Source organism: Aneurinibacillus soli, assembly GCF_002355375.1.
Classification (GTDB): domain Bacteria; phylum Bacillota; class Bacilli; order Aneurinibacillales; family Aneurinibacillaceae; genus Aneurinibacillus; species Aneurinibacillus soli.
The window spans coordinates 3,672,747-3,687,257 of sequence record NZ_AP017312.1 but is presented as its reverse complement, the minus strand read 5'-3'; the positions used below and the strand labels follow the sequence as shown (position 1 = coordinate 3,687,257).

15 protein-coding genes are annotated in these 14,511 nt (G+C 47.5%); 11 read left to right on the top strand and 4 right to left on the bottom strand.

The window, feature by feature from the left end:
- Positions 1–1,542, top strand: a complete 1,542-nt coding sequence (locus CB4_RS18610; RefSeq protein WP_096467230.1) for an NHL domain-containing protein — start codon at positions 1–3, stop codon at positions 1,540–1,542.
- 71 nt (positions 1,543–1,613) lie between these two features.
- Positions 1,614–1,970, top strand: coding sequence for a DUF3307 domain-containing protein (locus CB4_RS18605; RefSeq protein ID WP_096467229.1), 357 nt, complete (start codon positions 1,614–1,616; stop codon positions 1,968–1,970).
- Between the two features lie 92 nt (positions 1,971–2,062).
- On the opposite strand, the gene CB4_RS18600 is transcribed toward CB4_RS18605, so the two are convergent.
- The 3 genes from CB4_RS18600 to CB4_RS18590 form a co-directional block, all read right to left on the bottom strand.
- Positions 2,063–3,013 carry an alpha/beta hydrolase family protein gene (locus CB4_RS18600; protein WP_096467228.1) on the bottom strand — a complete coding sequence of 317 codons (951 nt, stop codon included), beginning with the start codon at positions 3,011–3,013 and terminating at the stop codon, positions 2,063–2,065.
- 7 nt (positions 3,014–3,020) lie between these two features.
- Positions 3,021–3,548: a helix-turn-helix domain-containing protein gene (locus CB4_RS18595; RefSeq protein ID WP_096467227.1), complete on the bottom strand. Its 528-nt coding sequence runs from the start codon at positions 3,546–3,548 to the stop codon at positions 3,021–3,023.
- A gap of 171 nt (positions 3,549–3,719) precedes the next feature.
- Positions 3,720–4,904 carry a hypothetical protein gene (locus CB4_RS18590; protein WP_096467226.1) on the bottom strand — a complete coding sequence of 395 codons (1,185 nt, stop codon included), beginning with the start codon at positions 4,902–4,904 and terminating at the stop codon, positions 3,720–3,722.
- A gap of 535 nt (positions 4,905–5,439) precedes the next feature.
- Between CB4_RS18590 and CB4_RS18585 the strand changes: the two genes are divergently transcribed.
- The 5 genes from CB4_RS18585 (at position 5,440) to CB4_RS18565 (ending at position 9,406) form a co-directional block, all read left to right on the top strand.
- Positions 5,440–6,579, top strand: a complete 1,140-nt coding sequence (locus CB4_RS18585) for a flotillin family protein (RefSeq protein ID WP_231956071.1) — start codon at positions 5,440–5,442, stop codon at positions 6,577–6,579.
- A 20-nt stretch (positions 6,580–6,599) separates the two neighbouring features.
- Complete coding sequence (locus tag CB4_RS18580) at positions 6,600–7,310, top strand: PRC-barrel domain-containing protein (protein WP_096467224.1); 711 nt, start codon at positions 6,600–6,602, stop codon at positions 7,308–7,310.
- A gap of 45 nt (positions 7,311–7,355) precedes the next feature.
- On the top strand, positions 7,356–8,036 hold the full coding sequence (locus CB4_RS18575) for a peptidoglycan binding domain-containing protein (protein ID WP_096467223.1): 681 nt from the start codon (positions 7,356–7,358) through the stop codon (positions 8,034–8,036).
- 243 nt (positions 8,037–8,279) lie between these two features.
- Positions 8,280–8,540, top strand: a complete 261-nt coding sequence (locus CB4_RS18570) for a metal-sensitive transcriptional regulator (protein ID WP_096467222.1) — start codon at positions 8,280–8,282, stop codon at positions 8,538–8,540.
- 143 nt (positions 8,541–8,683) lie between these two features.
- On the top strand, positions 8,684–9,406 hold the full coding sequence (locus CB4_RS18565; protein WP_096467221.1) for a YwiC-like family protein: 723 nt from the start codon (positions 8,684–8,686) through the stop codon (positions 9,404–9,406).
- Here the strand turns inward: CB4_RS18565 and CB4_RS18560 are convergent.
- Complete coding sequence (locus CB4_RS18560; protein ID WP_096467220.1) at positions 9,403–9,846, bottom strand: 2-thiouracil desulfurase family protein; 444 nt, start codon at positions 9,844–9,846, stop codon at positions 9,403–9,405. The genes CB4_RS18565 and CB4_RS18560 overlap by 4 nt on opposite strands.
- 80 nt (positions 9,847–9,926) lie before the next feature.
- Here CB4_RS18560 and CB4_RS18555 point away from each other — a divergent pair, with 80 nt between their 5' ends.
- The 4 genes from CB4_RS18555 (at position 9,927) to CB4_RS18540 (ending at position 14,489) form a co-directional block, all read left to right on the top strand.
- Positions 9,927–10,427, top strand: a complete 501-nt coding sequence (locus tag CB4_RS18555; RefSeq protein ID WP_096467219.1) for an NUDIX hydrolase — start codon at positions 9,927–9,929, stop codon at positions 10,425–10,427.
- Between the two features lie 100 nt (positions 10,428–10,527).
- Positions 10,528–11,694, top strand: a complete 1,167-nt coding sequence (locus tag CB4_RS18550; protein ID WP_096467218.1) for an aminotransferase A — start codon at positions 10,528–10,530, stop codon at positions 11,692–11,694.
- 118 nt (positions 11,695–11,812) lie between these two features.
- On the top strand, positions 11,813–13,714 hold the full coding sequence (locus CB4_RS18545) for a putative bifunctional diguanylate cyclase/phosphodiesterase (protein ID WP_096467217.1): 1,902 nt from the start codon (positions 11,813–11,815) through the stop codon (positions 13,712–13,714).
- A gap of 100 nt (positions 13,715–13,814) precedes the next feature.
- Entirely contained in the window at positions 13,815–14,489 is a 675-nt protein-coding gene (locus CB4_RS18540; protein ID WP_096467216.1) for a hypothetical protein, read from the top strand.
- Positions 14,490–14,511 lie beyond the last annotated feature (22 nt).

Sequence of the window (14,511 nt, the reverse complement as noted above, 5' to 3'; positions counted from 1 at the left end):
ATGAAATCTCGAACATGGTATAAAAAAATTAGTAGCGCTCTACTCGTGGTAGGATTGGCGTGGAGCGCTTGTTTCCCAGTCCAGGCAGCGGCAACTGATCTTCCCCTGTCCCGTATTACGACAGTAGCGGGTAGTAAACAATTCGGTCAAAAAAACGGTTCAGCAGCCCAGGTACAGTTCCGCTTCCCGTATAGCGTGGTACAAAATGCGGCGGGAGAGATTTTTGTCGCCGATAGTGAAAATAATCAGATTCGTAAAATTACAGAAGACGGAACGATTCAGACGCTGGCAGGTGGAGTGGGCGAGAAGGACAAGAGCTGCTCGTGTACAGGGGATTTAAAGGATGGAATCGGTACGAGTGCTCGCTTCAATCTTCCGCAGGGCATCGCACTGGATGCAGTGGGAAATCTGTACGTGGCCGATCGGATGAATCATGCGATTCGCAAAATTACACCCGATGGCACGGTATCTACACTGGCTGGCTCCGGGAAGAGCGGGTATCAGGACGGCACGAGCAAAGCCGCACAGTTCAACGAGCCGGGCGATGTGGCGGTTGGACCGGATGGAGTGGTGTATGTGGCCGATACATTGAATCACAGGATTCGTAAGATTGCATCAGATGGCACGGTTCGCACACTGGCAGGTGGGCAGATGGACGGTGCATTCCGAGATGGCCGGGGAGAAGAGGCATTATTTAATGAACCGGACGGCATCGCGGTGGATCACAAAGGAGTGGTATATGTAGCGGATACGGGCAATCAGCGCATTCGCCAGATTACGCCAGATGGTACCGTTCGGACGCTAGCCGGTGGCGGCAATGAAAAAGTAGAAGAGTCGACTGTACTTGCAGGAGACTTTGCGGACGGTAGCGGCCAGGAAGCCCGCTTTGCCTCTCCAACAGGCTTATCGATTAGCCCGGATGGAAAGACGCTGTATATTGCCGATACGAATAATCAGCGCATTCGTGCGCTAGCGCTTGACACGCACCAGGTACGCACAATTGCCGGAGTGGAAGAGTACGGCATCTGGAATGGTATCGAACAGAACGCCCGTTTTGATGGTCCCGCTGATGTATGGGCAGGGGCAGGTGGAACACTTCTTGTAGCAGACAGCCGGAATCATATGATCCGGAAAATTACGCCGGAGCTACCAGCAAGTTATTCCAAAAAGTCATACATTCAACTGTACTTGAACGATACTGAAATTACGTTCCCAACAGCTCCGCTGCGCAAAGATAATCGGGTATTCGTTCCGGTTCGCGCGATTGCAGATGCGTTGGGCCGCACCATTGAATGGGATGCTAGCACACAGCGTGTAACCATTCATGTCCCGAATGATGATCAGCCGGATAAGCCGCATACGTTTTATCTGAAAGTACAGGATCGCAATATATATGAGGGAGATACTGTTGTACAGACAATGGATACCGCTGCCTTTCTTCACCAGGGCCGTGTTTTCATCCCGGTGCGCTACATAGCAGAAATGAATGGGGCATCTGTGCAGTGGGATGAGAAAAATGAGGTTGTGATTTTACGAAAATAGTGGCCATATCACAGGAGGCGGACAGATAGAAATAGGGGCCTGTCCGCCTGCACAATGAAGGGAGGGAGAATATGAGCCAATTCGATATGCTTTTGCTTGGGCATCTTATTGCCGACTTTTTATTTCAGACAAGCTGGATGGCAGACAATAAGGCAAAGAAATGGCCGCCACTCATAACACATGTTACGGTGTATACATCGATTATTGCTTTGTTCGGATGGCTATCAGGTGGGCTTTCGATCTGGGGACTTACCTTGATTTATATCGGACACATTTTTCTAGATCGGCGGACGTTTGTGGCGTTTTGGGTCCGGCGTGTGCAGATGACAGAAGGTCCGGCAGCGGGATGGCTTGGCATTATAGCGGATCAAATTTTTCATCTAATCTTATTGGCGCTGGCGATTTATATATCAGGTCATATTTCATAGAGAAGCTTACGGGAGAGTCCTTTGCGATTCTCTTTTTTTTGTAAAAAAGAGTACCTGTTATACTAACAGGTACCAGATCAGGGAGATACTGTTCAGGTGAGAGGGAAAATACGGTGCAACCAGTCGGCGATCAATCGCTGCACATCAGCATCAATGGGGTGTACGATCTGTTTCTTGTAATCTTTTAAAATTTCCCCGATACCAGGTCCGACTTTCGTTCGACGAAGAATATGAGTCATATCTGGAATGAGATGAGCTTCACACGTACCTGTCGTTAAGCGACCGATCTCATGTACATGTTCTGGATGTACCTGAACATCTTTTGTCCCGGTAATCGCCAGCACCGGGCAGTCAACTTCCGCAAGATAGGGGCGCACATCGTATTGCACATGTTCCCGATTCCATTTGGCGTTTATTTTTTTTCCTTTGTACCGGATAACGGCATCGGTTGTATTGTTGATTCGTGCAATCAGGTCGTCATTCATCTTATCGAGCTTCCCTGGTACGTTCAATACGCGAAGGAGCCAGCCGCCGAATCCCTTCTGGCTACGCATGTCGTCTTTCATCTGTTCCCGTTGCCAGGCCGCTGTATCGGCAAGCGGTTCAGCAGGCGAGGCTAGCAGAATCATACCGTGTACGGGTGTACGGGCATGAACAGCGGGGGCAAGCAGTCCTCCTTCACTATGACCAAGCAGAATAATGCGCTTTGGGTCAAGCTGCGGTTGATGTTTGCTGAATTCAACGGCAGCAACTGCGTCATCGATCAGGTCAAATAGCCCGGCCTCATAGAAGTTACCGCCGCTTTGCCCGACTCCACGTTTGTCGTAGCGCAGCGTGGCATATCCTTGCCGAACCGCTTCATCACTCAGTTCCTTAAACGCATTAATTCGTAGCTGTTTTGCATTTTCATCCCGGTCCATATCTCCGCTGCCGTGCAGCATGATGATAACGGGAATCTGATCACCAGAATTCTCTGGCAGTGTTAGTGTACCCGCAAGTGGATAAGCGGATGGAATGATCACTTCATGTTCTTGGATAGGCATATATGCATTACTCCTTTTCAGAAAGAAAAATATGCGCAAGGGTGCGTTTCATACGATGTGGTGCAGGTGGCAGGGCCATGGCTCGACGCATAAGCGTCCGGTATTCTTCCAGCCAGTCGTTGAATTCGTCTTCCGATAAATACACAGAAGTGTAGCGGTAGCCGATCCCGTCTTTTTCAAAATCACGTTCTGGTTGTGTAAGATAGCGTCCGAACTCTGCTTGCAGAAAAGAAAGAAAGACCGAGAAATAGCGAAGATGCTCTTCAGCTGGCAACTGATTGAATGCTTGACTATCGCCTTGAAAAGCTGAACTTGTAATTCCGTAGCGGCTTTCTACAGTTCCACGTATTTGCTGACGGGAGCGCGATTCAATTACACCGCCTTCTTTCAGTTTTTTGACATGGCGATACAGGGTAGCGGGTGGAATATCAGAGAGATGTTCACCTATTTCTTGTACGGTAAGCTCGCGATCCGGCATTAACGTCTGTAAAATTCGCATGCGAACAGGGTGTAGAAGTAGATCAAGAGTGTTCATCACGGTAGCTCCTTTTGGAAGTAGAGAAAATCTTTCGTTATCATTTTATGTATTATTATCAAAAATGATAATAATACATAAAGAAAAATTTGTAAAGAAAAAATGGAGTTTACGATAAAAAAACTAGCGAGAAAGCAGAAGCGTTCTCGCTAAAGAGATGTAATCATGTTTTCATAAATGCGGTGCAGTCGCGGAGTAATCAAATACATCGGGTGCAAACCATTTGATACTAATGCTTGCGCGTCCTGTCTGGTCAGGAGGATTGAGCTGAATATCCGAAGAAGCAAGCTTACGTTTTCCAAGGAAGATATCCGTCTGGGAAGGATTCTTGACATAAAAGGTCAGCCCCCGAATTTCATCAGGGCGTACATCGCGATAACCGAAAAGTGGATCGGCAAGAGCTTTGATCTGAATCTGAGTCCGATCTTCTTTATGAATGGTTGTATAGCGAATATATTGCTGGACGAGATTGTAGCGAAGCAGCCTGCTGGTGCGTGCGACGAGAATATCGCCATTATAGTAATAGGTTGCTAGAAGCCGCAGGGCTTTGCAGTTCGGCTCAGAAAAAGGTACGTCTTCCACACCACCTCCAAAATGCTGTGCTACGACCGAGTATTGCCCGCGTTTAATAATTTCGTTTAAATGTTCAGGTGTAAGCTGCAAATGAATAGCGCCCGGTCCCCAAGTCCATTGTGTCCCCTTCGTGGTGCGGTTAAATCCATATCGGTGAAATCCCCAGACCCGGCTTCCATCCCGCAGATGAAGAGGGAAGATCGCGGTATCCGTTCCAAAGGAAAAATCGCTGTATGAGTTCCAGACAAAACGTACGCCGTTCTGCACAGCTATGTCAGTATGATAGAATGGGGAACGCGGATTATCCCCATCTTGATAAGATGTGAAGCCAAAGCGGCGATACGAGCCAAAGTTTTGTTTATTGGCTCGATTGCCGTGGTTAATCCATATTTCAGGCTGGATGCCTGCTTGTTGCATCTCTTGCCAGGCTGCGCGGGCCAGCCTACGGGTACAAAGCCCTTCTTGCTCATTCTGACGGGAGAAATCTCCGTAGCTATGCATAGAGTCAATCCATCCGGCTTGCCAGTAATGCTTGATACGGTCAGCATCTTTCGGTCGGGTTGGATCAATGCCGTGGAAATATGTCATGATGGCGTTTGCCGGACGCTTCTGATTGTCTACATAGGAAGCGGTATTGGTGGCCATATACATCCAGAAGCTGTCGCTAATATCAAGTCCAAGACCTGTTCCCATGGGTGTCTGTTCCCGGGTATTAAGGAAGCGGTGGTACTGCACGAATTCTTCCGGAGTTGTTCCGTCGATATCAGATGTAAAAGAAAGCATAGCCCGGTATGGATAAGGAAACTTTCGAAGTTGAACGGGTTCTGAAGAGGTAGTAGCTTTTCCTGCATAAAAAGCAGGAAAGCATAGGGCTATTAAACAAAGTAGAAGGAACGAAAGTCGGTTTCGGTAGTTTTTTCTCAAGTATTCTCCTCGCTTTCTTGTTTTTTTATTCAGTATACATGGAAAAATCAAAAAATAACTAAGAGGAAAATGAGATGTTGGTAAGAGTGGAGAGTGAGAAGTTCATTTACACTATGCGCGGAACCGAGTATGTTATGTGTACTATTTTATAAAAATAGTCTTTGATAACTACTGAAATTCATAACTTTTTTACTATATAATAGAAAAGGAGAGTCATATAAACTGTCGAATTAATACAAGTGCTACATAAGTCAGAAAAGTTGTAAGCACATACGCTCAGTTTCATAAGCCTTATGAAGATGGAACAGAGAGGAAGGATGATTCGATGGGTATGTCCGAAATCAGTGAGTATTTTAAGCTATATTTTTTTCTTACTGTTCTCTTCTTTCTTTTTTTGCGTCAAACATTATATTCGAACAAACAACTGGCAAACCTTTTCTTTAGATCAATTGTACTTGGTGCGATCGCCCCGTTTTTTATGCTGATTGTAGGAGGGGTACCTACATTGATGGTTCTGGGGGTAGGCATAATCGTGCTGGCTGTTCTGTTTATGGCGCGACAGATACATAGGCATTCTGGAGCGACTACAGAAGACACAAGTCCAATGCTGGCTTCACTGAGCCTGACGTCATCATCTCTTGTACAAGAAGAAGCGGCGTATAGGGGAGAGGCGGATGCAGAGCTGAACGCCTTCGTCCCAGTTTTAGAAGGAGACTATGAGGAAACTGATAAAGAGAATAGCATTGCAAAGACAGAGACGGTTGTGGAGATGGTGGTTGCAGAAGAGCGCCAGCAGACAGATCAGGCTCAGCGACTACGTGATCTGTCTATCGGGAACGAGCCTGTTGAAGCAAATCAACCGGCCCAGATAGACGAAGCCGTGGAACATGAAGAGTTGATGCGAGTAGCAGAAGAAGAACTAGTAGATGGTGTAGCTGATGAACCAGAAGCAGGAGAATGTGAAGAAATAGTAGAATCGATTGAAGCGCGAAAGAACCACGAGATGCAGCAGGAACTATCTGTATCAATTTGTGATGAGGCTTTGGAAGAAGAGGCATTAGCAGATGAGGAAGTAGTTCTTGAGGAAGAAAATGTGGAAAATGAAGCAGTCGTACCGCAGATGAAGCTGACAGAAGAAGAGCGACGACAGGTCAACAGCTACTATCTGAAGGCGGTAGAGGCAGTGGCGAAGGAAGACCATGCTTCCGCGGTGGAATATTTTCGCCAGGCACTTTCTTATCCGCTTCAATTGGCAGCGCGTTATATGATTACAGTAGATTATGAGAAAACGTTGAAACATTTTGGTCTTTACGGCAAAATTAGAGCAGAGTGGAATGAGCTGCTCAGGCAACTGGATACGGGATGTATAACAGGACAGATTCGGGAGAAGTACGAAGCTGATATAATCAGACGAGTTCAGTATCTGGAAGAGCTTGATGCCGCGCTCAGGCGCTACGGAAAGCCGAGTCTTCCATGGTCTCTCGTGCCGACCGCCGTACGCAGCGAAGTAGATAAAGCAATAAGCAAGAAATAGAGGGAAAGGGCGTACAGCGTATGAAGCAAAGTCAGGAGATTCTTGGAATGCCGATTTTTAGTATCATGGACGGACAAGAGATCGGCAGTGTGAAAAATATTGTCATTAACCCGGAACGGGCTGGTGTAGAATTCCTCATCGTGCAGAATGATCACTGGGAATTCGGCATTAAAGCGATTCCGTATCGTCGTGTAGAAGGAATTGGCGATTATGCCGTCACAGTTGAGAATGATTCAGCTGTTATTGATCTGGCAGAAATTCCGATTGCGAATGATCTGCTGTCTAAGAATATTCAGATTCGAGGCACTCGCATTATTACCAAGAAGGGCCGTTTTCTTGGCCAGGTAACGGAGTATTACATTGAAGAAGAGACCGGTAAAATTGTCGGCTGTGTGGTTGAAGATCCAGCTGGAGAAGCGAAGGTCATGCCGCAAGAATTCGTGGTGACATTCGGTCGCGACATTATGGTTGTGACAGAAGATGGCGTCAAGCAGATGATGTCCCTTGATGAGTTTGTCCAGCTGCCGGAAGTAGAAGAAGTGGTGGCGGAAGTAGAGGAAGAAGAGCTCGATACGGCGCCTTTGATTGGCCGTACGCTTGCAGAGGATTTGTATGATGAAGAAGGCAACTTGCTCGGAGCTGAAGGGGAGAAAGTAACGGAAGAGCTTGCTACACGGGCTCGGCAAATGGGTCGAAGTAAAGTAGTCGAGTTAACTTTAAAACTTTCATAGTGCAGTATTGTAGGATAGAAAAATTAAAGGTAATGGTGAGGCAAGATGAAGATTGGACAGTATATGCGGCAGTTTTCGGTCGTTCTCGCCTTGCTTTTTTTGCAGACAATTGTATTCAGTATCCTCTCGCTTTTTCTGACAGAAGAGTGGAAAGAGCAGCGATTTCCGGAAGAAATGAAAGTTGCTGGCATTACAATCGGAGGACTGACGTATGTGGAGGCACAGCGGCGGCTTGAAGATGTTATTTATACAATTGACCACATTCCGCTACAGGTAACGATTGGGGATCGTGTATTTCCGATCGATAAAAAAGCGATCAACCTTTCGTACGATATGGATGCGACGATGAAGAAGGCGCAGGCCGTTTCACGTGAACGGACAATGGCAGGGCTTTGGCAGAAATGGCAGGGAGATGCACCTCCGCTAGGTATTTCGTTTTATGTAACGTACGATGAGAAAGCGTTGGAAGCGATCATAACCAGGATCAGCCGAAATGTGGGGCAGCAGGATTCGAAACGAATGGCAGAGGGAGGCGCAGTTGAAGTGGCTGCCGCCCGAAAAGACATGCAGGTAGATGTACCGCGAACGGTGAAGGCTATTGATGAGGAACTACGGATGTTTAATCAGCATTTACGTGTTCCGCTCGTGCTTTTGCGTGAGAAATCGGGAACGAATCGGGCTGTCACTCGAAATGCACTTATATCAGCGTTACGCAACATACAATAACAGTAGTAAAAGCAGCCATTCTGTGGCTGCTTTTTACTTTGTGTGGTATAACGTTAGAGCCGAGTGATTTTCATGCGAATCCCGTTTTTAGGACGTAGTGTTACAAGTGGCTCAGGCTCGATGGGGTGGTGTCCTTCAGCAAGGCAGAAATGGAGTATTTATCCACTATTTTATTTCCTGTTTACATTTCATACCTAACGGGGTACGATAAATGTACCCTATTTTACGTTGAGGTGATAACAGATGGAATATAATGATGCTGTCAGAAACCGTCTTCGCCGTATTGAAGGGCAGATCCGTGGGGTGTTGAGCATGATGGAGCAGCAGAAAGACTGCCGCGATGTTGTCACCCAATTGACTGCTATTCGTTCTGCTGTGGATCGCGCTGTCGGATTGGTTGTTGCGACGAATATGGAATCATGTATTCGCATGGAGATTGAGAAGGGGAATGATCCTGATCATGTAATTAAAGAAGCAGTTGAACTGCTTGTGAAAAGTCGATAATTTTTTTGATAGGAAGCCAGCGCTATGTGCGCTGGTTTTTTGTGTAGAAGTAGAGAAGATGTATGATCGATGTCACAGGCACTGGTGCCACCACCCCGTATAATAAAACCGATATAGCTTGTATGGAAATGGGGTGAAGATACGTGAAATGGATTATCCCTAAACAACATGGTGCCTGGGGGATGCTGTTCGTTCCTTTTGTAGTAGGCGCTGGCCTTGGTGGCTGGCAGATATGGCACCTACCAGCGTTAGTCGGCTGGGTATTGTTGTATCTTGCTACTTATTCGTTTCTTCTTGCACTTAAGACAAAGCGGCGTCGACATATGTATCTCAGGTGGGCAGGAGGATATGCTGTAGGAGCTATAGCCTTGTTAGCAATCCCGCTTGCGGTGAGACCGCAGCTTTTTTTATGCGGGGTGGTGATGGTGCCGATGTTTGCGGTTAATGTGTGGTATGCACGTCGCAATGATGAGCGAGCTTTCGGAAATGATTGTGCGGCGGTTGCAGCGCTATGCCTGGGTGGACCAGCAGCGTATGTAATTGGGACAGGTGGATCGTACGATCAGCGTGCTTTCATGTTGTGGTTTGTATTCGTGCTCTTTTTTCTGGGCAGTATCTTTTTTGTGAAAACGATGATTCGGAAGCGAGGAAATCAAGTGTTTCGCTTGCTGTCATGGATGTATCACATCGCTGTGCCGTTGACGCTGGCGACAGCCGGATTTATATTCCTTGCCATCGCCTACGTCCCCAGCCTTGTGCGTGCGTATGTGATGCCCGGTAGAGAACTGTCAATTAAAACAGTCGGGTTGACAGAAACGGCGAATCTACTTGTGTTTGCGGGTCTCGTGTTGCTTGCTTTCCGCTAGGTTGTCTCTTCAGAGGAGACAGAAATGCCGTGGCGCGTAAGAAGTGCGGCGGTAACGCCTGGGCCTGAGCGCTTTTCTTTGGAGAAGGTACCGTTATAAATCAGGGTGCTGCCGCATGAAGGACTTCGTTCTTTTAGAATAGCGGCGCTGGCTTTAGCTGTTTGGGCTATGCGAAGCGTCTGCTCGGCACCATGGATAAATTCTTTGGTTACATCATTGCCTTCATTGTCAATCACACGTGCATGGCCATCCAGTACGTCAAATCCATCGCCACCGACGATTTCTGCCGGAAGGCGTGGGGTAGACAGACCACCCAGTTGTTCCGGGCAGACAGGAATGGCTTCTCCTTTGCGAAGCCATTCTTCTATTTTCTCTACGCGATTATGTCTGCCGTCATACCGACATTCACATCCGAGTAAGCAAGCGCTGATTATCTTCACAGAACAATTCCCCTTTCGTATGGTATTCTGTTTTTACCATACTTTTTTTTGTAGAGGAAGACAAGAAAGGAACGGTGGAGATGAGGTATTCTTTTTGTCCAAAATGTGGTGGACATCTGGAGCTAAACGAAGCCAAAGATGAGACGAAACCGTACTGTACAGCTTGTGGGTTTGTTTTCTACCAGAACCCAGCAGTCGGAGTGGCAGCCATTATCATGCGGGATAAAAAAATTCTTCTGGGCCGTCGTATCGGTGGTGTGTACGAGGGCAAATGGTGCATTCCATGCGGCTATGTAGAATGGGATGAGGATGTGTATGAGGCAGCCCGCCGCGAATTTGCGGAGGAGACTGGGCTTTTCATTACAATTCGTGGAGTATATACGGTGCATTCGAACTTTCATAATCCGAACCAGCATACCGTTGGCATCTGGTTTATGGCGGAAGAAGCGGGTGGAGAACTGGCAGCAGGAGATGACCTGGATGCGGTCGGCTTCTTCGGATATGACGAGCTTCCAGAGCTTGCGTTTCCAACCGACAAGCTTGTTCTCCAGCAATTAAAACAGGAGAATCAGTTGTGTTAGCAGAGGAATATTAGCACGTACCGCTGTTTTATCTGCTAAATTGTCGCAATCGTGCTATACTTTTCACAAAAAGCTTGACTTGAAAGGAAGGAAGCAAGAGATGAAGCATTTGCTGAATCCACGGGTGCGCGATATTCGAATTTCGGGCATTCGTACATTTTTTAACCGGGTCGCACAGTATCCCGATGCGGTATCCCTGACCATTGGACAGCCGGATTTTGCGACACCGGATCATATTAAAGAAGCAGGAAAACGAGCGATTGATGAAAATCGAACCACGTATACACCGAATGCGGGCCTATTGGCACTGCGCGAGGCGGCAAGTGCCTTTATGGAGGAAAAATACGGTCTTACATACGATCCAGCGACAGAAGTCATCACGACGAATGGCGCAAGCGAAGCGATTGACATCGTACTGCGCACGATTCTGACAGAAGGATGCGAAGTTATTCTGCCAGCTCCCGTGTATCCGGGTTACGAGCCGATTATTCGCCTGTGCGGAGCAACTCCGGTTTACGTCGATACAACGGATTCAGATTTCAAAATGACAGCGGATAAAATCGCACAGAAGCTGACGGTGAATACTCGCTGTGTCATTCTGCCGTACCCATCTAATCCAACTGGTTGTACACTTGATGAGCAGGCGCTAACCGAGATTGCGGAGCTCTTGGCAGATCAGGATGTGTTCGTGTTGTCGGATGAGATCTACAGTGAATTGATCTATGAAGGTACACATCGTTCGCTTGCTTCGTATCCGGCATTGCATGAGAAAACAATTGTCATCAATGGGTTGTCGAAGTCGCATTCAATGACGGGCTGGCGAATCGGATTTACATTTGCCCCAGCGTATATTAGCGAGCAGATGCTGAAGGTGCATCAGTATAATGCGACATGTGCTAGCTCAATTAGCCAGTATGCAGCACTAGACGCACTGACCGAGGGACGAAATGATGCGGACATCATGAAAGAAGAGTACGATAAGCGTCGCCGTTATGTATGTGAGCGGCTTACACAAATGGGATTGGCTCCGGTTGTACCGACCGCTGCTTTTTATGTATTTCCATCCATTCAGGAATTTGGGTTGCCATCGTTTGAATTTGCATCGCGCCTGCTCGAAGAGAAGCGGGTGGCGGCGGTACCGGGTGATGCGTTCTCCACATATGGAGAAGGATACATCCGGATTTCATATGCGTATGCACTTGAGGTGCTGGAAGAAGGACTTAATCGGTTAGAAGCATTCGTGAACGAACTGCGAAACCAAATATAGTAAGTAGCAAAAGTCTGCGTGTCTGGGGACGTCCCCTGTCACGCAGACTTTTTTTGTCATGATTTGGCCCGAATAGCTATTAAATGTAGTATGATGAAAAAGGAATAGGAGGAGGATAATGGATAAAGGTCGTGCTGTGCGCATCCACCAGCGCAATTTGCTTATAACCAAACTTATCTGGGGATTCTGGCTGCTGTCTAGTATTACGGCATTTGGTGCCGATGCTAGTACAGTAGGGATTTTGCTCCCTGGTGGACTCGTATGTGGGCTTATCCCGTTCTTATTAAGTCGTCGCCCGCGATATGCTGTGCTGACGATGTATGTTACTATTACCCTCCTGTTTAGTCTCTGTACGGCTGTCACGGCTTTCCATCCAGCTTTATCAACATTTATTTTTTTCTGGCTTGCTCTTGTGATGAGCTCTCTTTATATGCAGATCTGGCCGATTGTATATGCGGGTACGCTGACGTTTGGGGCGACGTGTGCTTTCTTCTTTTATGATCATAGTCCAATTTTTAGGCAACTGATTCCATATGATATAATATCCTTCTGCCTGCTCGGCATATGTTTGACGATTTTTCTCATGGTCCACAGCTGGGTAAGCGAAGGGCTTCGTGAGGCAGCGGAACATAATCGTCAGGAAGCAATCGAGGCGAAATCGCAGATGGAGAAGCTGATGAAGCGACTGCAAAAATCAGCCGAGCGGAAAATGGAACATATGGCGCTTCATGATGCACTGACAGGGCTTCCGAATAGTCGTAAATACCGGAATATTCTTAAAGAAGTGCTGGCACGCTCTACCTCTTCCGGGCGGAAAACGGCAGTGCTCCTCCTGGATATTGATCGGTTCAAAATTATTAATGATTCGCTTGGACACCGCTTTGGCGACGAACTGATACGGGCAATCGCCGGTCGACTAAAAGAGTGTATGGGTACAAGCCAGCTTGTAGCACGGCAGGGTGGCGATGAATTTATGCTGCTGCTTGAAAATGTGACTTGTGCCGAAATCGAAGAAATGGCCGATTGCTTGCTTCAATCGGTCAGTAAGCCGTTCATGTTGGAAGGGCATGAATTAATTGTGACGCCGAGTGTAGGGATTAGCCTGTATCCGGACGATGGGTATACAGCGGATACGTTGATTAAGAATGCAGACACAGCCATGTATCGGGCCAAAGACCAGGGGAAAAATACATACTGCTTTTATACGGGCGATATGAAGGAGACAAGTGCGCGGACGATGCTGCTTGAGAATAGCTTGCGGCGAGCGATGGAGAACAAGGAGCTTGTGCTGTATTATCAGCCACAAATCTGCCTGCGTACGGGGAACCTGATTGGTGTGGAGGCACTATTGCGTTGGCAGCATCCGCAACTTGGATGGGTGTTTCCATCCGAGTTTATTCCGATTGCGGAAGAGACAGGGGGAATCGTTCCGCTTGGCGCCTGGGTGCTTGAAGAAGCATGTAGCGCTGCCCGCCGTTGGCAGCGGGAAGGATATAGTCCATTCCGTATTTCTGTCAATTTGTCTGCCCGCCAGTTCCGGGATAATCGTCTGTTGAATACCATACAGGACATACTTGAACGAAGTGAGCTTGATCCGGTTTTTCTCGACCTGGAGATCACAGAAGGAATGGCGATTCATCATCTGCATGACGTCGTCTATACACTAGAAGAATTGAAAAAAGTGGGGGTACATATTTCGATTGATGACTTTGGAACGGGGTATTCATCGCTTAGCTATTTGCACACGCTTCCAATCCATTCGATTAAAATTGACAAATCATTTATGCGGACGAATGAGGAAGGACTAGAGGCAGACTGGGCCATTGTATCGGCCGTTATCACGATGGCACATGAGCTGGGATTAACGGTTATCGCAGAAGGGGTAGAAACAGAAGAACAGCGGGATATTCTCAGGGCGATGGGCTGTGATGTCATTCAGGGCTATCTGGTTGCTCGTCCACTTGCCATGGAGGAGTTTGAGACATGGCTGCGCGGTCATCAGTCTCGGCTTCTTATCTGAGAGGGAATTGGTCATACTCTTGTCAGAGACATTTGGCGGATGATATGATGGCTACCGATACAAGTTGTCCGGCAAGTGGACAGGAGGAGAGGAGCTAGTCATGAGTAAATCATCCGGGTGTCTCGAATGGGACGAAGGAGCCAAGCAGCTTTTGTCGGCGACCTGTCGGAATTGTCCCGAGCCGCACTTTCAGCGCCGCGCCCCCAGGCTTCCACATATCGGATGCTGCGCCTATGAGCCGGTTTTTACATTGTTTGAGATCTATCGGATGATCGAAGCTGGCCAGACTGATTTTTTTCTCAATCAAGTGTACCGTCATCCAGATAATACGGTATGTGAATATGAAATTATTGTAGGGGCACGCATTGATTCGCTTTTTTATGAAAAGCAGGCAGGAGAGGATGAAGCGCCGGCTGAACGCTATCATCGCCTGCTGCAGTCACCACGCACCATCTATCAGGCGACAGATGAGAGATTGGCCTATGCAGTTTGTCAGTTTTTCGAAGACGGACGTGGATGTGGTCTTGATCCCCGATTTAAGACAGGTATCTGTCGTTCTTTTATTTGTACATCGATTGAGGATCAGTTGTCTGTAGCGGAACGCAAGCAATTAGCAGACTGGCAGCGCGTTATTCGTGAGGAGGGCGAGCCGTTTCATCGCCGTGAGCAGGCGAATTTGGAGAAACGGGGCTGGACTTTGCTGGATCATGTAGAGTCAATCATTTTATATTTTACGGAGTTGGCACAAGTGAAGAAGGCAGACTTGCATCGATAATGAAGCGAGTCTGCCTTTTCTT